Raw genomic sequence first — 17,217 nt, forward strand, 5'->3', positions numbered from 1 at the left:
GAACGGCCAGCGAAGGGGGATGGGAATGCGGCGCTTGGCTTTGGTGGTGATGGCGGCAGGGTTGCCGCTGGCGGGCTTTGCGCAGGATGCTGTGATCCGCATCGAATCCAAGCGCGACGCCGAGGCCGCCGCCGCCGCCGCGCGCTGGGCCAGCCAGTTCGACGACGTGGTGACGTTTCCCCTGCCGCGCGGCTGGACGGCCATCGCCATCGGCCCCTTGTCGCCCGAAGAGGCGGGCAAGCGGATCGGCGCCTTGAAGGAGGCGCGGCAGATCCCCCTGGACAGCTTCGTCACCGTGCCGGAGCAAGGCGTGGTCCTGACCCCTGCCGGCGAAGCTGCGCCCGTGGCCCAGGCCCCCGCCGCGCCGCAGCCGGACCGGCCCGCGCCGGGCGCCTATCTGCGCCTGCAATCGGTGCAGACGCGGGCGGACGCCGATGCCGCGCTGGCCGAATGGCGCAAGACCTTCCCCGAGGCCGGGCTGGCCGAACTGCCGAACGGCTGGTTCGGGGTGACGCTGGGGCCGGTGGACCGGGCCGCTGCCGATGCCTGGATCAAGGTCTTCAAGGACGGGGATCTGGTGCCGGACGATGCCTTCGTGTCGGATGCCGCCGAGCTTGGATCGGCGATCCAGGCGGGCGCGGCGCCCGACCTGCCCGCGCCTCCGCCTGTCCCGGCCGAGATGCCGCCGCTGGACCAGGTGCAGCGCGCGCTGCGCTGGGCGGGCGTTTATGACGGAGAGATCGACGGCAAGGCCGGCCCCCGCACCCGCGACGCCATCCAGGCCGAGATCCTGGCCGAGCGCCTGTCCACCGATCCCGGCACGGCGATGCGGGAACTGATCGCCCGCCGCGACGCCTGGCGCACCCAGGTCGGGCTGGCGACGCTGGACGATCCCGCCACGGGTTTGTCGGTCCTGGCGCCGATGGACCGGCTGGCCTTCGACCGGACGGAACGCGCGCTGTCGATCTATGGCCCCAAAAACGGGTCGGGCGCGGCGCTGATCCTGTTCAGCCAGCCCGGCGGCCAGCAGGAACTGCTGGATTTGTCGGGGCTGGTGACGGCGCTTGGCTGGGTGCCGCAGCCCGTCCGCAGCATCAAGCCCGGCCATGTCCTGCTGGAGGGCGCCAACGACACCCATATCGGCCGCGCCGAAGGCTGGGTCCGCGACGGCCGGGCGGAAGGTTTCGTGCTGATCTGGCCCGCGTCGGATGCCCAGGGCCAGGCGCGGATCGCGGCCGAGATGGCGGACAGCTTCGCAAGGAAGGGGCCTGCGGCGAACGATGCGCCCGCGCCAGGGTCTGAGCCCGGCGCGGGCACGGCGCGGCCTTGACGATCAGGCGCGGCGTTTCATCTGCAACGGATCACCTTGGTTTTCCGCAGATGTTGGCGTGGACGTTGCAGCTGACATGGCCCGCCATGTCCGCCAAGCCGCTGCCGGTGTGGCAATACAGACCGATCCTGAGTCCGCGTTGAACGATCTGATCGTCATCTTCTTGCAGAACGATCAGTTCCGGCTTCCCGATCGACCAGCCCTTTGCTCCGCCTTGGGTGCCTCCTGCCAGGATCAGCAGGCCTCTGGGCACATCGCCATCCGACATGACCGCATCTGCGGATCCGCCAGCCCACTTGCCGCCGTGCTGGACGACATCCCGGTCAAGGCTGAAATGGGGCGGAAAATTCACGATCACCGGGGGATGAGCCGTGACCTTTGCCTCTCTGTTGACCGCGTTGGCTTCCTTGTACGCCTGCCCCAGGAACGTGAAGCCGGCGGGGCACTCTTGCGCGTGCGCCAGGGCGGGGGCTGCAACGGCAGTCAACAGAAAAGCTGCCGCGGAATGTAGAAACGACCGGCTGCGCATGACCTTCCCCTTTTCGTGTCTAAGCTGCTATGTCCGATACGGTGAATCCTCCTCCTGTTGCCTTGGTCGTGCATGACGCATTTGCGCCATGGTTGCGGATTTATTCTTGGCGACCGTCCGCCCTGGTATATGATCGTGGCGCTTGCCCGTGCCCGGTTCCCCATGCCCAGTCCCGCGCCGCCGGAAGACCCGCTGATCGCCTGCCTGCACCGGGCCGCGCTCGACCCTGCGGGATGGCAGGATTTCGTGCTTGCCCTGGAACAAGGGTTGGGGTGCGCCAAGGCCTCGATCCATGGCGTCGCGGAGCGGTCGGGGGCGCCGTTCCTGTCGGTCGCGGGCAGCTTCGATGCGGCCTTCGCGCGGTCCTATCTGGCGCATTTCCACCGCATCAATCCCTTTGTGCCGCTGTCGGCGGCGATGTCTCCCGGGCGGGCCAGGATGTCGCCCATGGACTTGCCCGACGATGCGCTGCGCCGGACGGAATTCTACAACGACTGGCTGCGGCCGCAGGAGGATCTGGCGATCGCCGTGGCGGTCAGATCGCGGCCCCATGCCGACCGCTCGCTGGTGCTGTCGCTGAACCTCCGCCGGCGCGACGGCGAACGGGCGGCCTCGCGCGCGCAGCGGCTGCTGGACCGGCTGGAGCCGCATCTGTCCCACGCCTTCCAGGTGGCCGAGATCATCTCGGCCTTGTCCCTGGGCGGCGGGCGGGCAGAGGCGGGCGGCGGCGGCGGGCTGATGATGGTTGACGACGGCCTGTCGCTGATCTGGGCGGATGACGGCGCCGCCGCGCAGGACGGCAGGGTCTTTCGCCTGGATCCGTTCCGCAAGGTGATCTTCCAGAACGGCGCCATGCAGGATTGGGCCAGGGCCGCTTGCCGGAGCCCCGGCGGCGCAGGACGCCCGCCGCCCGTCTTCAGGGCCGCGGACGGCTGGCAGATCAGGCTGGCGCAGCCCGGCGACGGCATTTGCCTGCCCTCGCCCTTTTTCGGGGGCCACAGTTTCTCCCGGCCCCGGATGCTGTTCCTGCTGTCCAGAGCGGCGGGCGAGCCGTCGCGGATCCCGGGGCTGCGATCGCGGTTCGGGCTGACCCCGGCCGAGGCCGAGATCGCCCGGGCCATCGCGCAAGGCCTGACCACCGCCGAAATCGCCATGGCGCGGCAGACCAGCCTGCATACCGTGCGCAACCAGATCCGGTCGGTCCTGGGCAAGATGGAGGCGCGCCACCGGATCGACGTGGCGCGGATCCTTGCGCAGGACCGTTCCTAGCCCCGCCAGAACCGCGGCAGCAGCAGAACCAGCACGGACACCAACTCCAGCCGGCCCAGATACATGCCCAGGATCATCAGCCACTTGGCGGCCTCGGGGAAGCGGACAACGGAACCGTTGGCGGTGATCTCGGGGCCCCAGACGGGACCGATGTTGGCGATGGCGGTCCAGGCGGCGGTCAGGGCGGTGCGGGGATGCAGGCCGGTCAGGGACAGGCCCACGATCAGCAGCCCGAAGGTCAGGGTGAACAGCGTGAAGAAGGCCATGACCGAATCGATCACGTCCTGGTCCAGCGGCCGGCCTTCGTAGCGCAGGGCATAAACGCGGTGCGGCGAATGCATCCGGCGCAGCTGCGCCCGGACCGCCTGGAACAGCACCAGATAGCGGAACACCTTGACCGAGCAGGCGGTCGATCCGGTGCAGCCGCCGATCAGGCCGCAGATGATCAGAACGGCCAGCGGCAGGTGGCCCCAGGTCATCACGTCCGTCGAAAAGAACCCCGTGCCCGAAAAGGTCGACACGGTGTTGAAGACCGTTTCCCGCGTGATGTCCAGGATGTTGCCCTGCTGGTCCAGGAAGATCACCCGATAGGCCACGATGATCGCGCAGGCATACAGGATCCAGCGCAGATAGGCGCGGATCTGCATATCCTGCCAGATCGGCGCGAACTGCCCCCGCATGCCCTGCACCAGCCGGATGAAGGGCAGCGAGGCCAGCACCATGAAGACCGACGCCGCCCATTCCAGCGGCCCCAGGAAGGCCCCGAAGCTGGCGTCGTAGTTGGAAAATCCCCCGGTCGAGACGGTGCCGAAGGCCTGCACAACGGCGTCCAGCCCGTTCATGCCCAACAGCAGATAGGTCATGGTGCAGAAACCCGTCAGCATGACGTAGACGCGCGTCATCTCGGCCGCGATCTCTCCGGCGCGGGGCATGATCTTGCCCAGGGTGTCGAAGCCCTCGGACCGGAAGAACTGCATCCCGCCCACCTTCATGATCGGCAGAAAGACCATCGCCACGACGACGATCCCCAGGCCGCCGATCCAGTGCAGGATGGCCCGCCACAGATGCGTGCCGCGCGGCAGGCCGTCCAGGTCCGGGAATGCCGTGGTGCCGGTGGTGGTGACGCCCGACATCGCCTCGAAATAGGCGTCGGTGAAACCGGCGTGGGGCTGGCCCAGCATAAAGGGCAGGGCGCCGAAGACCGGCAGGACCGCCCAAAGGCCGGAGGTCAGCAGAAAGGCCTGGTGGATCGACAGGCTGCGGTAATCCCCCCAGGTCGCGACCGAGACCAGCGCGCCCGCGACAACCGTCAGCGCCGCGCATTGCAGAAACACCGCCCAATGCGGGTCGCCGTGCCACCAGTCCACCGCCATGGGCGCCAGCATCGAAACCCCCAGGGTCACGATGATCTTGCCGATCGGATGGGCCACGGGGCGAATGTCGATCATGGCGATTGCTTGCCCCGCCCCCGGGCAGGCGTCAAGCGCCCTGCTGGACCGCCTTGCCCCCGCGGTCGATCCGGCCGACCCAGAAGGCTGCCGCCAGCAGGATCAGCCCCGCCGCCAGCGCGACCGCGCCCGTGGCCCGGTCGAAGGCCCCATGGGCCAGGGCCAGCAGGCTGTCGGCCTGGGGCGCGGGCAGGGTCGCGGCCAGGGCCAGCGCGCCGTCCAGCGAATCCGCCGCCTCTCCGCCGAAGCCCCGGGCGGCGAAGCTTGCGCTGTATACGCCCGCCATCAGGCTGCCCAGGATGGCGATGCCAAGCGCGCCGCCCAGTTCATAGGACACCTCCTCGACCGAGGCCGCCATGCCCGCCCGGTCGGCAGGCGCGTTCAGCATGATGGCCGAGGATGCCGCCGTCATCGCGGCGCCAATGCCCGCGCCGGTGACGGCAAAGCTGGCAAGTTCCGCCCCCGGCTGGCCGAAGCCCGCCCAATAGGCCAGGATGCCGGCCCCGCTGATCCCCAGGCTTGCCGACAGCAGGCGGCCCGCGCCCATGCGGCCCAGCATCATGCCCGCCACGGGTCCGGCCACAAAGGCGGCAAGCGGGATCGGCAGAACGAACAGCCCGGCCTCGAGAGGCGACATCCCCTCGGCCAGTTGCAGGCGCTGCGTGATCACGAGCTGCACCCCCAGCAGGGCCGCGGCCGACACCACCGCGCCGATCACCCCGCCGGAAAAGCGCGGGTCGCGGAACAGCGCCAGGTCGATCATCGGGCTGGCGCTGCGGCGCAGGCGGCGGACGAACAGCGCCAGGGCGGCAAGGCCCCCCAGGGCGGACAGGACCAGCACCGCCGCCGAAGGGTCGGGCTTGGCGATCTCCTTGATGGCCAGGGTCATGCCGACCAGACCGACAAGGGCCTGCACCGATCCCACGGGGTCGAAGGGATGGTGGCCGTGCCCCTGGCCCCTGGGCACGAAGGCAAGGGTCAGAACCAGCGCCACCGCCACCACCGGCAGGTTGACCAGGAACACCGCGCCCCAGTGGAAATGTTGCAGCAGCGCCCCGCCGATCACCGGCCCAAGCGCCGCCCCGCCCGACGCGACGGCCGCCCAGATGCCGATGGCAAGAGAGCGGTCGTCGGGATCCTCGAAGCTTTGGCGGATGATCGACAGCGTGGCGGGCATCATCGCCGCGGCCCCCACCGCCAGCAGAACGCGCGCCGCGATCAGCGCCGTGGTCGAGGGCGCGAACCCCGCCAGCAGCGAGGCCAGCCCGAAGACCGCCAGCCCGACAATGAACATCCGCCGGTGCCCGTAACGGTCGCCAAGCGCCCCCGCGCCCGGCAGCAGCCCCGCCACGACCAGCGAATAGGCGTTCACGATCCACAGCTTGTCCGTGGCCGAGGCGTCCAGGTCGCGTGTCAGCGTGGGCAGGGCGGTGTACAGCACCGTCATGTCGATCACGATCAGGAACAAGGCGCTGGAAACGATGGCGAGAACAAGCCAGGGCGAACGGGCGGTCATCTTTCACCTGAAAACAAGGCAAGGCCCGGTGGCGAATCGCGGCGAGCCTGTTTAAATACGATCGTATGGAAATGGAGGCTTCATGGCAAGACCGCGCAGCATCGACCGCGAAAAGCTGCTGGACGCGGCCGAGGGCATCATGCACCGGCAGGGCGCCGCGGCGCTGACCATCGACGCCTTGGCGCGGGCCTGCGGGATCACCAAGGGCGGGGTGCAATACACGCTCGGCACCAAGGACGACATCATCGACGCGCTGTTCGCGCGGTGGAACCGGGATTACGAGGCGAAGTTCGCGGCCATCGCCGGTGCCGATGCCGACCCGTTGCAGCGGCTGCGCGCCCATGTCGCCGCCACGCGCCAGGCGGACGATCTGTCGATGACCAAGGCCGCCAGCCTGATGGCGGGGCTGATGCAGACGCCCGAGCATCTCGGCTCGACCCAGGGCTGGTATCGGGACCGGCTGGCGGGACTGGACGCCGGGACGCCCGAAGGCCGCCGCGCGAGGCTGGCCTTTCTGGCCTGCGAGGGGGCGTTCCTGCTGCATTTCCTGCGCTTCATGCCGCTGGAGGATGCGGAATGGGACGCGGTGTTCCGGGACATCGGTGGGTTGCTGGAAGACGGCGGGGCGTAGCCCCGGCGGAAACCGGCTGCGTTTGCCCGCCCGCGTGCGGCGAAGGCGGTGGCCTTTGCCGGGCCGAGCTAGCTGTTCGGATCCTGGTACACGCCGCTTTCCTTCAGCGTGTCCACCACCTCTCTCGGCATGTATGTCTCGTCATGCTTGGCCAGCAGGTCATGCGCCTCGAACCGGGCATTGCGGTAATAGCCCTTGGCGATGGTGCCTTGGCCTTCGGTGAACATGTCCGGGCGCGGATCGCGGCCGACATAGCTGACGGGGATTTCCGCCGCGCCGTCGGTGATGACGAAATCGAAGGCCACCCCGTCGCGGTTCACGACCGAGCCTTCCTTCACCAGCCCGCCCAACTGGAAATATTCGTCGGGTTCCGGCGCCGCCTCGGCCACCTGCGCGGGCGAGCGATACAGGTTGATGCCGTCGCGGAAGCCATAGCCGATCAGGCCGACCGCGATCAGCAGCGCCAGGGCGGCCGCGACGATCACCTGGATGCGGCGGCGTTTCTTCAGGGATTTCATGCCAGCCATGGCGCGGACCTCATGCTGCCTCGAACCGGATCGGGCGGCGCAGGAACTGCGTGGCCTTGCCGGACACCCGCACCGGATCGCCGGTGGTCAGGTTCTTCGACTCCGTGCCCGATCCCAGGAATTCGGGCCTGCGCCGCAAATAGTCGGCCAGGCTTTCCGCGACCAGACCCGCCTGGCTGAAAACCTTGACATTCGGCCCAAGAGCCTTCTGGAAGGCGGCCTCGACCAGCGGGTAATGGGTGCAGCCCAGCACCGCGGCCTCGGGGTGGGGCATCCGGCGCAGCAGCGCCTCGACATGGGATGCCACAAGCGCCTCGGCCAGGATTTCGTCGCCCTGCTCGATGGCATCGACCACGCCGCCGCAGGGTTGCGCCTCGACATCGACGCCCACCGCGCGGAACGCCAGTTCGCGCTGAAAGGCGCGGCTGGCGACGGTGGCGGGGGTGGCGAACAGGGCCACGTGCTTGACCGCGACCTCGCGCGGGGGCGAGTTGTCGCCCCAGCGGCGTTCGGTCAGGGCCTCGATCATGGGCACGAAGACGCCCAGGACGCGCTTGTCGGGGGGCAGCCAGGTTTCCTGCATCCGCTTCAGCGCGGCGGCGCTGGCAGTGTTGCAGGCCAGGATCACCAGGTCGCAGCCTTCGGCCCACAGACGTTCCACGCCCGCGCAGGTCAGGTTGAAGATGTCCTCGGCGGTGCGGGTGCCGTAGGGGGTGTGGGCGTTGTCGCCCAGATAAACCAGCGGCAGGTCGGGCAGGCGCGCGGCGATGGCTCCATGGACCGTCAGCCCGCCAAGACCCGAATCGAAAACGCCTACTGCCATGATGCCACCCTTGCCCGTCGCGAGGCGCCTTTTTACGGCGCATCGCGCATCTTGGAAATGACCTAGATCAGGTCGCCCACCAAAGTGTCATTCGGCGGCTTGCTGCAAGGGTGCCTGGCCGCTGCGGAACTGCGCCAGCAGTTCCGTCCGCCGGACGGCCGCCGCCGCCTCGGCCTGGGCCTTGACCGGGCCATAGCCGCGCACCGTCAACGGCAGTTCGGCCAGTTCGACGGCGACGGGCATGGTGGCGTCGGTGACATTCGCCAGAACCTCGCGCATGTCCTCCTCGTATTCGCGGATCGCGGCGCGTTCGCGGCGGCGCTCGGCGGCATAGCCGAAGGGGTCGAAGGGCGTGCCGCGCAGAACCTTCATCCGGGCCAGAACCTTGAAGGCGCCCAGCATCCATGCGCCGAACTCGCGCTTCTTCGGACGGCCCTCGGCGGTCTTGCCGGACAGGATCGGCGGCGCGAGGTGCAGGGTCAGCCTGGTGTCGCCGTCCCATTGCCGGGCGATCTGCTCGGCGGTGGTCAGGTGCAGCCGCGCGACCTCGTATTCGTCCTTGTAGGCCAGCAGCTTGTAATAGCCGCGCGCGACGCTTTCCCGCAGCGGGGCAGGGGCCGCGTCCACCAGCTTGCGGAACCGCCGGGCCAGGCGCTTGTTCTGATAGCCGACCAGCCGCGCCTCGCGATAGGCCACGGGGTCGGGGGGAAGCTCCGTCACCGGGGCGGGCTTGCGGGTCTGGTCGGGAAAGGCCATGGCCCAGCGGCCGATCAGGAACGCGCGCTGGTTTTCCGCGACCTTGGCGCCGTTCATCTCGATCGCCTGCATGATGGCCTCCAGCGACAGCGGCAGCAGGCCCTGCTGCCAGGCCGCGCCCAGCACCAGCATGTTGGAGTAGATCGAGTCCCCCAGCATCCGCAGCGCCAGGTCGTTAGCGTCGAAAAAGGCCACGCGGTCGCGCAGCCGCGCTTCCAGCGACAGCTTCAACTGGTCCGCCGGCACGCGGAAATCCCGCAGCCGGGTGAAGTCGCCGGTGATGATCTCGTGGTCGTTGACCACCGCGCCGGTGCGGCCGGTGGTCATCAGGCCGATGGTCTTGGCGCCCGCCGTCACCACCAGGTCGCCGCCGATGATGCAATCGGCCTCGCCCACGGCGACGCGGATGGCGCTGATGTCCTCGGGGCGGTCGGCCAGGCGCAGGTGGATATGGACCGCGCCGCCCTTCTGGGCCAGGCCCGCCATTTCCATCATGCCCGCGCCCTTGCCGTCGATATGGGCGGCCTGGGCCAGCACCGCGCCGATGGTCACCACCCCGGTGCCGCCGACGCCGGTGATGACGACGTTGTGGGTGCCGCTGATCGCGGGCAGGGCGGGCAGGGGCAGGTCGGGGATGTCGAAGGCTTCGGCCTGCGGTTTCTTCAGCTTGCCGCCCTGAACGGTGACGAAGCTGGGGCAGAAGCCCTTGAGGCAGGAATAGTCCTTGTTGCAGGACGACTGGTCGATCTGGCGCTTGCGCCCCAGTTCGGTGTCCAAGGGCACGATCGACACGCAGTTCGACTGGACGCCGCAGTCGCCGCAGCCTTCGCAGACCTCGGGGTTGATCCAGACGCGGCGGTCGGGGTCGGGGAAGGTGCCGCGCTTGCGGCGGCGGCGTTTTTCGGCGGCGCAGGTCTGGATGTAAAGGATCGCGCTGACGCCCTCGGTTTCCGCCAGTTCGCGCTGCACGGCCATCAGTTCGGCCCGTTCCTCGAAGCGCAGGCCCGCCGGGAACTGCTTGGGGTCCACGTCCTCTTTCTCGTCATAAACAACCACCAGGGGCTTCACGCCCATGGCGACCAGTTCGGCTGCGATCTGCTGGGCCGTCAGCCCGCCTTCGTTCGGCTGGCCGCCGGTCATGGCGACCGCGTCGTTGAACAGGATCTTGTAGGTGATGGTGGTTCCCGCCGCGATGGCCGCGCGGATCGCCAGCGATCCCGAATGGTTGTAGGTGCCGTCGCCCAGGTTCTGGAAAACGTGCCTGGTCTTGCTGAACGGCGCCTCGCCCACCCAGTTCACGCCTTCGGCGCCCATATGGGTGAAGCCGGTGGTTTCCCGGTCCATCCACTGTACCATGTAGTGGCAGCCGATTCCCGCATAGGCGCGGCTGCCGTCCGGCACCTTGGTCGAGGTGTTGTGCGGGCAGCCCGAACAGAACCAGGGCGTGCGGGTCGCGATCTCGGGGGCGTTGTCGGCGCGGCGCACCTCGGACAGGCGGGTGAGGCCCGCCTTGATGTGGTCGGTGCCGCGGCCTTCCTCGATCAGGATCTCGCCGATCTTCTGGGCGATCATCACCGGGTCAAGGGCGTAACGGGTGGGGAACAGCTCGGCCCCGGTGCGGTCGTGCTTCCAGCCGTGGACGCGGCGGCCGTGGCGGTTGTCGAAGATCGCTTCCTTCAGCTGCACCTCGATCAGCTTGCGCTTTTCCTCGACGCAGACGATCAGTTCCAGCGTTTCGGACCATTCCTGGAAGGATTTCATGTCCAGGGGCCAGGTCTGGCCGACCTTGTAGGTGGTCAGGCCCAGCCGTTCGGCCTCGGCCTCGTCGATGCCCAGCAGGGACAGGGCATGGACCAGATCCAGCCAGTTCTTGCCCGCCGCGACAAAGCCGATCTTGGCGCCGGGCTTGCCCCAGATCTTGCGGTCGATCTTGTTGGCGCGGCCAAAGGCCTCGGCGGCCCAACGCTTGTAGTCGATCATCCGCGCCTCGGACGCGACGGGCGTGTCGTGCAGGCGGATGTTCAGCCCGCCTTCGGGCATCTGGAACTCGGGGGCGACAAAGGACAGCCGGAAAGGATCGCCGTTGACGACCGAGGTCGCCTCGACCGTGTCCTTCATGGTCTTCAGGCCCGTCCAGACGCCCGCAAAGCGCGACAAGGCAAAGGCGTAAAGCCCGTAATCCAGGATTTCCTGCACCCCCGCCGGCGACAGCACCGGGATATAGCGGTCGATCATCGCCCAGTCCGACTGGTGCAGCACCGAGGAGCTTTCGCCGGTATGGTCGTCGCCCATGGCCATCACGACCCCGCCGAACTTCGACGTGCCCGCCATGTTGGCATGGCGCATCACGTCGCCCGAACGGTCCACGCCCGGACCCTTGCCGTACCACAGCGCGAAAACGCCGTCGTATTTGCCCTCGCCGCGCAGTTCCGCCTGCTGGCTGCCCCAGATGGCGGTGGCGGCCAGATCCTCGTTCAGGCCGGGCTGGAACAGGATGTTCCGTTCCGACAGCCGCTTGCCTTCGCGCATCATCGCCAGATCGACGCCCCCCAGCGGCGATCCGCGATAGCCGGTCACAAAGCCCGCCGTGTTCAGCCCCGCCGCCCTGTCGCGGGCGGCCTGCATCAGCATCAGCCGGACCAGAGCCTGCGTGCCGTTCAGAAGCACCTGCGGCTTTGCCAGATCGAAGCGGTCGGCTAGCGAGAATTCCTGCTTGCTCATTCCAATATCTCCTCCACCGGTCCCCAGTATAGGTCAGCTTTGCTGACCGACCAAAGGAAAAAATGCCGCGGCGGCTTTCTCTTGCCGGGATGCGGCATTCGGGATAGGTCTGCAAAAAACGCATGGCTGACACGGCAGGATTGTAACAGCATGGACTGGGACAAGCTCAGAATATTTCACGCCGTTGCCGACGCGGGCAGCCTGACCCATGCCGGCGACACGCTGCATTTGTCGCAATCCGCCGTCAGCCGGCAGATTCGCGCGCTGGAAGAATCGCTCGGGACGACGCTGTTCCACCGCCACGCCCGGGGACTGATTCTGACCGAGCAGGGCGAACTGCTGTTCGAGGCCACCTCGGCCATGGCGCGCAAGCTGGACACGGCAGCCGCCCGCATCCGCGACAGCGAGGAGCATGTCTTCGGCGAGTTGCGCGTCACCGCCGCCGTGGGCTTCGGGACGCTGTGGCTGGCCCCGCGGCTGGTCAAGCTTTACGAGAAATACCCCGACCTCAAGATCGACCTGATGCTGGAGGAACGGCTGCTGGACCTGCCCATGCGCGAGGCCGATGTGGCCATCCGCATGAAAGAGCCCAGCCAGTCCGATCTGATCCGGCGCCGGTTGCTGAACATCCGCATGCGCCTGTACGCGACGCAGGATTATCTGGAAAAGGCCGGCGTTCCCCAAACCATGGCCGACCTGTCCACGCACCGGCTGATCTGCCAGAAGCCCGACCAGCCGCAGGTCGCGGCGGGGGCGCGGCTGGTCCAGGAAATCATGGCCCAGAACATCGGATCCACGCTGACGGTGAACAATTACTTCGGCGTGTTGCAGGCGGTGCTTGCCAACCTGGGGATCGGCGTGCTGCCCGATTATCTGACCGCCGACCACAAGCAGCTGGTCCGCGTGCTGCCCGATGTCGAATCCGGCGAGGTGCCGGTGTTCCTGGCCTATCCCGAGGAGCTGCGCCAAACCCGCCGGGTCGCCGTGTTCCGCGATTTCGTGCTGGAGGAAATCCAGGATTACCGCCGCCGCCAAAGCGAGGCGCTGATCACCGCCGCGAAATAGCGGCTGTCGCTATGCAAACTGTGGCAAAAAGACAACTTCCGCGTGCAGCTATTCGGCAACTGCATGTCCGCTATGCTGCGGTTGCGGCATGATCCCTCTTGAACCGTTAACGCCCTGCCCATAAATCGGGCTTCGAAGGCGATGGTCAGCGTAATCGCTCATCACCTTCTACCTCCCTGTTGGACTTAGGCCGGGCCTCGTGCCCGGCTTTTTTTTGCCCGCGTCCTCCGGGCGGTCCCTTCCCATGCCGTGCGTCACGTCCTAGAAGGCGCCAAACCTCTCGCGCAGGAAGGCACCACGATGCAGGAACCGACGATCACCCCCGACCTGATCGCCGCGCACGGGCTGAAGCCCGACGAATACGACCGCATCCTGGACATCATCGGGCGCGAACCCACCTTTACCGAGCTGGGCATCTTCAGCGCCATGTGGAACGAGCATTGTTCCTACAAATCCTCGAAGAAATGGCTGCGCACCCTGCCGACCAGCGGCCCCCAGGTGATCTGCGGCCCGGGCGAGAACGCGGGCGTGGTGGACATCGGCGACGGTCAGGCGGTGGTCTTCAAGATGGAAAGCCACAACCACCCGTCCTATATCGAGCCGCACCAGGGCGCCGCGACCGGGGTGGGCGGCATCCTGCGCGATGTCTTCACCATGGGCGCGCGGCCCATCGCCGCCATGGACGCGCTTTCCTTCGGCCGCCCCGAACACCCCAAGACCGCGCATCTGGTCAAGGGCGTGGTCGAGGGCATCGGCGCCTATGGCAACGCCTTCGGCGTCCCGAACGTGGGCGGGGAAGTGCGTTTCCACCGCAGCTATGACGGCAACTGCCTGGTCAACGCCTTCGCGGCGGGCCTGGCCGACGCGGACAAGATCTTCTATTCCGCCGCATCGGGCATCGGAATGCCGGTGGTCTATCTGGGCGCCAAGACGGGGCGCGACGGCGTTGGCGGCGCGACCATGGCCTCGGCCGAGTTCGACGACACCATCGAGGACAAGCGCCCCACCGTGCAGGTGGGCGATCCCTTCACCGAGAAATGCCTGCTGGAAGCCTGCCTCGAACTGATGCAGACGGATAGCGTCATTTCCATCCAGGACATGGGCGCGGCGGGCCTGACCTGCTCCGCCGTCGAGATGGGCGACAAGGGCGGGCTGGGCATCAAGCTGATCCTCGACGCCGTGCCGCAGCGCGAGACGGGCATGACCGCCTACGAGATGATGCTGTCGGAATCCCAGGAACGGATGCTGATGGTTCTGAAGCCCGAGAAGGAGGCCGAGGCCCGCGCCATCTTCGAGAAATGGGATCTGGACTTCGCCATCGTGGGCGAAACCATCGCCGAGGACCGCTTTCTGATCATCCACGGCAACACGGTCAAGGCCGACCTGCCGCTGTCCAAGCTGTCCTCGAACGCGCCGGAATACGACCGGCCCTGGGTGGAAACCCCCGCCGCCGGAGCCATGCCGGACCTGCCCGCGATCACGCCGATCAAGGCCCTGCGCGCGCTGATCGGCTCGCCCAACTACGCCCACAAGGGTTGGGTTTGGGAACAATACGACACCCAGGTCGGCGCCGACACGATCCGCCGTCCCGGCATGGGCGCGGGCGTGGTGCGGGTCCACGGCACGGACAAGGCGCTGGCCTTCACCAGCGACGTGACGCCGCGCTATGTCAAGGCGAACCCCTTCGAGGGCGGCAAGCAAGCCGTGGCCGAGGCTTACCGCAACCTGTCGGCCGTGGGCGCGCTGCCGCTGGCCACGACCGACAACCTCAACTTCGGCAACCCGGAAAAGCCCGAAATCATGGGCCAGTTCGTTGGCGCCGTCAAAGGCATCGGCGCGGCCTGCGCGGCGCTGGATTTCCCCATCGTGTCGGGCAACGTGTCGCTTTACAATGAAACCGACGGCAAGGGCATCCTGCCCACCCCCACCATTGGCGGCGTGGGTCTGATCGACGACCTGTCGAACCTGATCGCCGGCCTGCCGTCGGAAGGCGACGTGGCCATCGTCATCGGCGAGACGCGCGGCCATCTGGGCCAGTCGGCGCTTGCCGCCGAGGCCTGGGGGATCGAGGAAGGCGACGCGCCCCCCGTCGATCTGGCGGCCGAACGCAGGCACGGCGAGTTCCTGCGCGCCAACCGCGCCCTTGTGACATCCGCGACCGACCTGTCCGACGGCGGCCTGGCGCTTGCCGCCTTCGAGATGGCCGAGGCGGCGGGCATCGGCATCCGCCTGGACAGCGGCGACATCGCGCGGCTGTTCGGCGAGGATCAGGCCCGCTATCTGGTCGCCTGCACCGCCGAAGGCGCGGACGCGCTGCTGAAGGCCGCCGAGGCCGCGGGCGTTCCTGCGGCCCAGGCGGGCGTCTTTGGCGGCATGGCCGTGCAGATGGGCAGCGATGCGGGCGATCTGGCGGAATTGTCGGGCCTGTATCGCACCGCCTTCGCCAAGGCGATCCGGGGCGACATGCCCGACCACGCATGACGGTCAAGGCTCCGGCGGGTTACGCCGCCATCGTCACCGCCGCGGGCCGCGGCACCCGCGCGGGCGGCGAGCCGAAGCAATGGCGCGACCTGGCCGGCCGCAGCGTGCTGGCCCGGTCGCTGGAGGCTTTCGCGGGCTTCGGCCGCGTGGTGCTGGTTGTCCATCCCGACGACATGGCCCGCGCGATCCGCGATTTCGCGGGCGGCGTGACCATCGTGACGGGGGGCGACACGCGCGCGGCCAGCGTCATGGCGGGGCTGCAAGCTCTGGAAGGCCAGGCCACGCATGTCCTGATCCACGACGGCGCGCGGCCTCTGGTCAGCGATGCCGTGATCGGGGGCGTGATCGACGCGCTGCAAGCGGGCGCGCCCGCCGCCGCCCCGGCGCTGCCCGTGACCGACGCCCTGTGGCGCGGCCAGGACAGCGCCGTGACCGGCACCGCCCGTCGGGAAGGCCTGTTCCGCGCGCAAACCCCGCAGGGTTTCACCCTGGACCAGATCTCCGCGGCACACCGCCTGCACCCGGACAATGCCGCCGACGATGTGGAACTGGCCCTCAAGGCCGGGATCGCGGTTGCGATCACCCCGGGGTCCGAGGACAATCTGAAGATCACCTTTCCCGCCGATTTCGCGCGGGCCGAACGCATCCTGGGGGGCGCGATGGATATTCGCCTTGGCAACGGTTACGACGTTCACGCCTTCGGGCCGGGCGATCATGTCTGGCTGTGCGGCGTGCGGATCGCGCATGACGCGGGCTTGGCAGGCCATTCCGACGCCGATGTGGGAATGCACGCCCTGACCGACGCCCTTTACGGCGCATTGGCCGAGGGCGACATCGGCCGCCATTTCCCGCCGTCCGATCCGCAATGGAAAGGCGCCGACAGCGCGATCTTCCTGCGCCACGCCGCCGATCTGTTCCGCAGCCGCGGCTTCGCGCTCGGCAACGCCGACGTGACCCTGATCTGCGAGGCCCCGAAGATCGGCCCCCATGCCGCCGCCATGCAGGCCCGCCTGGCCGCGATCATGGATGTCGAGGCCAGCCGCGTCAGCGTCAAGGCCACCACCTCGGAACGGCTGGGCTTCACCGGGCGGCGCGAAGGCATCGCCGCCATCGCCACCGCCGCGCTGACGAAAGCCTGACCCATGATCGCCATGATCACCACCGTTTTCGGCATCGGCCGCCTGCGCCCCGCGCCCGGCACCTGGGGGTCGGCCGCCGCCGTCCTGCTGGCCGTTCTGGTTTGTCAGGCCGGGGGCGCGCTGCTGATCCCCTTGGGCGCGGTTCTCGCGGCACTGATCGGCTTCTGGGCCGTCCCGCAGGCGCTGCGCGCGACCACCGACGAAGATCCGTCCGAAATCGTCATCGACGAGGTGGCGGGCCAGTGGCTGGCCATGTCCTTCACCGTGATCCCGTTGTGGCGGCACGGGATCCCGATCCTCGACGCCTGGCCCGCCTTTGTGGTGCCCTTTCTGCTGTTCCGCCTGTTCGACATCTGGAAGCCCTGGCTTGTGGGCCGTGCCGACCGGCAGGGCGGGGCCGTCGGCGTGATGATGGACGACCTGTGGGCCGGGCTGTTCGCGGGCCTGGGGTCCGCCGCGCTTGCCGGCCTTTACCATGCCGTGCTGGAGCCGATGCTGTGAGCCTTGCCGCCGATGTCCTTGACGCCGCCCGCGCGCGCGGCGTGATGATCGCCACCGCCGAAAGCTGCACCGGCGGCCTGATCGCGGGCGCCCTGACCGAGGTGCCGGGATCGTCGGACGCGGTGGACCGGGGTTTCGTCACCTATTCCAACCCCGCCAAGCGGCAGATGCTGGGCGTGCGCCCCGAAACGCTTGACGCGCATGGCGCCGTCAGCGAACAGGTCGCGGCCGAGATGGCATCCGGCGCGCTGCGCCATTCGGATGCTGGCATCGCCGTCGCGGTCACCGGCATCGCCGGTCCCGGCGGATCCGAACACAAGCCCGAAGGCCGCGTCTGCTTCGGCATCGCCGAACCCTTCGGCACCCGCACCGAAACCGTCGAGTTCGGCGCCATAGGCCGCCGCCAGGTTCGCGCCGCGACCGTGGATCACGCGTTGCAGATGCTGCTGGACGCGTTGCGCCGCTAGCAACGCCCGGTGGG

The 17,217-nt window shown here is 68.3% G+C and carries 14 protein-coding genes; 8 read left to right on the forward strand and 6 right to left on the reverse strand.

Translation table 11 applies throughout. The features are described from left to right. Positions 1-25 precede the first annotated feature (25 nt). Entirely contained in the window at positions 26-1,330 is a 1,305-nt protein-coding gene (locus tag ACFOM8_RS13085; RefSeq protein ID WP_377762008.1) for a peptidoglycan-binding domain-containing protein, read from the forward strand. Positions 1,331-1,361: 31 nt separating this feature from the next. Here ACFOM8_RS13085 and ACFOM8_RS13090 read toward each other — a convergent pair whose 3' ends face one another. Beyond that, positions 1,362-1,859, reverse strand: coding sequence for a hypothetical protein (locus ACFOM8_RS13090; RefSeq protein WP_377762010.1), 498 nt, complete (start codon positions 1,857-1,859; stop codon positions 1,362-1,364). Positions 1,860-2,021: 162 nt separating this feature from the next. Here ACFOM8_RS13090 and ACFOM8_RS13095 point away from each other — a divergent pair, with 162 nt between their 5' ends. Continuing rightward, entirely contained in the window at positions 2,022-3,128 is a 1,107-nt protein-coding gene (locus tag ACFOM8_RS13095) for a helix-turn-helix transcriptional regulator (protein ID WP_377762012.1), read from the forward strand. Here ACFOM8_RS13095 and ACFOM8_RS13100 read toward each other — a convergent pair. Then, complete coding sequence (locus tag ACFOM8_RS13100) at positions 3,125-4,576, reverse strand: TrkH family potassium uptake protein (protein WP_377762014.1); 1,452 nt, start codon at positions 4,574-4,576, stop codon at positions 3,125-3,127. The genes ACFOM8_RS13095 and ACFOM8_RS13100 overlap by 4 nt on opposite strands. A 31-nt stretch (positions 4,577-4,607) precedes the next feature. Then, positions 4,608-6,092: an MFS transporter gene (locus ACFOM8_RS13105; RefSeq protein ID WP_377762016.1), complete on the reverse strand. Its 1,485-nt coding sequence runs from the start codon at positions 6,090-6,092 to the stop codon at positions 4,608-4,610. Positions 6,093-6,174: 82 nt separating this feature from the next. Here ACFOM8_RS13105 and ACFOM8_RS13110 point away from each other — a divergent pair, with 82 nt between their 5' ends. Next, the gene (locus ACFOM8_RS13110; protein ID WP_377762018.1) at positions 6,175-6,723 is read left to right on the forward strand and encodes a TetR/AcrR family transcriptional regulator; all 549 of its coding nucleotides are present in this window, start codon (positions 6,175-6,177) and stop codon (positions 6,721-6,723) included. Positions 6,724-6,791: 68 nt separating this feature from the next. Here the strand turns inward: ACFOM8_RS13110 and ccmE are convergent, their stop codons facing one another. The 3 genes from ccmE to ACFOM8_RS13125 all read right to left on the reverse strand — a co-directional run bounded on the left by ccmE (position 6,792) and on the right by ACFOM8_RS13125 (position 11,550). Continuing rightward, positions 6,792-7,241 carry a cytochrome c maturation protein CcmE gene (gene ccmE, locus ACFOM8_RS13115; RefSeq protein WP_377762127.1) on the reverse strand — a complete coding sequence of 150 codons (450 nt, stop codon included), beginning with the start codon at positions 7,239-7,241 and terminating at the stop codon, positions 6,792-6,794. 19 nt (positions 7,242-7,260) lie between these two features. Then, positions 7,261-8,073 (reverse strand): glutamate racemase, encoded by an 813-nt coding sequence (locus tag ACFOM8_RS13120; protein WP_377762020.1) that lies wholly within the window; start codon positions 8,071-8,073, stop codon positions 7,261-7,263. Between the two features lie 87 nt (positions 8,074-8,160). Then, on the reverse strand, positions 8,161-11,550 hold the full coding sequence (locus ACFOM8_RS13125) for an indolepyruvate ferredoxin oxidoreductase family protein (RefSeq protein ID WP_377762022.1): 3,390 nt from the start codon (positions 11,548-11,550) through the stop codon (positions 8,161-8,163). Positions 11,551-11,700: 150 nt separating this feature from the next. Here ACFOM8_RS13125 and ACFOM8_RS13130 point away from each other — a divergent pair, with 150 nt between their 5' ends. From ACFOM8_RS13130 to ACFOM8_RS13150, 5 genes are all read left to right on the forward strand, one after another. Then, positions 11,701-12,615, forward strand: a complete 915-nt coding sequence (locus tag ACFOM8_RS13130) for a LysR family transcriptional regulator (RefSeq protein ID WP_377762024.1) — start codon at positions 11,701-11,703, stop codon at positions 12,613-12,615. Positions 12,616-12,915: 300 nt separating this feature from the next. After that, positions 12,916-15,096, forward strand: coding sequence for a phosphoribosylformylglycinamidine synthase subunit PurL (gene purL / locus ACFOM8_RS13135; protein ID WP_377762026.1), 2,181 nt, complete (start codon positions 12,916-12,918; stop codon positions 15,094-15,096). Further along, positions 15,093-16,235, forward strand: a complete 1,143-nt coding sequence (locus tag ACFOM8_RS13140; protein WP_377762028.1) for a bifunctional 2-C-methyl-D-erythritol 4-phosphate cytidylyltransferase/2-C-methyl-D-erythritol 2,4-cyclodiphosphate synthase — start codon at positions 15,093-15,095, stop codon at positions 16,233-16,235. Before purL ends, ACFOM8_RS13140 begins: the two co-directional genes overlap by 4 nt. A 3-nt stretch (positions 16,236-16,238) precedes the next feature. Next, the gene (locus ACFOM8_RS13145) at positions 16,239-16,736 is read left to right on the forward strand and encodes a phosphatidylglycerophosphatase A family protein (RefSeq protein ID WP_377762029.1); all 498 of its coding nucleotides are present in this window, start codon (positions 16,239-16,241) and stop codon (positions 16,734-16,736) included. Then, positions 16,733-17,203 carry a CinA family protein gene (locus tag ACFOM8_RS13150; RefSeq protein WP_377762031.1) on the forward strand — a complete coding sequence of 157 codons (471 nt, stop codon included), beginning with the start codon at positions 16,733-16,735 and terminating at the stop codon, positions 17,201-17,203. Before ACFOM8_RS13145 ends, ACFOM8_RS13150 begins: the two co-directional genes overlap by 4 nt. Positions 17,204-17,217: the final 14 nt, after the last annotated feature.

The sequence above is a fragment of the Paracoccus angustae genome, from assembly GCF_042648745.1.
In the GTDB taxonomy this organism is placed as follows: Bacteria; Pseudomonadota; Alphaproteobacteria; order Rhodobacterales; family Rhodobacteraceae; genus Paracoccus; species Paracoccus angustae.

Bases quoted from the DNA above. Each gene is read 5' to 3' on its own strand.
- ACFOM8_RS13145 (WP_377762029.1), top strand. From the start codon at position 16,239: ATGATCGCCATGATCACCACCGTTTTCGGCATCGGCCGCCTGCGCCCC.
- ACFOM8_RS13120 (WP_377762020.1), bottom strand. From the start codon at position 8,073: ATGGCAGTAGGCGTTTTCGATTCGGGTCTTGGCGGGCTGACGGTCCAT.
- ACFOM8_RS13105 (WP_377762016.1), bottom strand. From the start codon at position 6,092: ATGACCGCCCGTTCGCCCTGGCTTGTTCTCGCCATCGTTTCCAGCGCC.
- ccmE (WP_377762127.1), bottom strand. From the start codon at position 7,241: ATGAAATCCCTGAAGAAACGCCGCCGCATCCAGGTGATCGTCGCGGCC.
- ACFOM8_RS13095 (WP_377762012.1), top strand. From the start codon at position 2,022: ATGCCCAGTCCCGCGCCGCCGGAAGACCCGCTGATCGCCTGCCTGCAC.
- ACFOM8_RS13090 (WP_377762010.1), bottom strand. From the start codon at position 1,859: ATGCGCAGCCGGTCGTTTCTACATTCCGCGGCAGCTTTTCTGTTGACT.
- ACFOM8_RS13085 (WP_377762008.1), top strand. From the start codon at position 26: ATGCGGCGCTTGGCTTTGGTGGTGATGGCGGCAGGGTTGCCGCTGGCG.
- purL (WP_377762026.1), top strand. From the start codon at position 12,916: ATGCAGGAACCGACGATCACCCCCGACCTGATCGCCGCGCACGGGCTG.
- ACFOM8_RS13125 (WP_377762022.1), bottom strand. From the start codon at position 11,550: ATGAGCAAGCAGGAATTCTCGCTAGCCGACCGCTTCGATCTGGCAAAG.
- ACFOM8_RS13140 (WP_377762028.1), top strand. From the start codon at position 15,093: ATGACGGTCAAGGCTCCGGCGGGTTACGCCGCCATCGTCACCGCCGCG.
- ACFOM8_RS13100 (WP_377762014.1), bottom strand. From the start codon at position 4,576: ATGATCGACATTCGCCCCGTGGCCCATCCGATCGGCAAGATCATCGTG.
- ACFOM8_RS13110 (WP_377762018.1), top strand. From the start codon at position 6,175: ATGGCAAGACCGCGCAGCATCGACCGCGAAAAGCTGCTGGACGCGGCC.
- ACFOM8_RS13130 (WP_377762024.1), top strand. From the start codon at position 11,701: ATGGACTGGGACAAGCTCAGAATATTTCACGCCGTTGCCGACGCGGGC.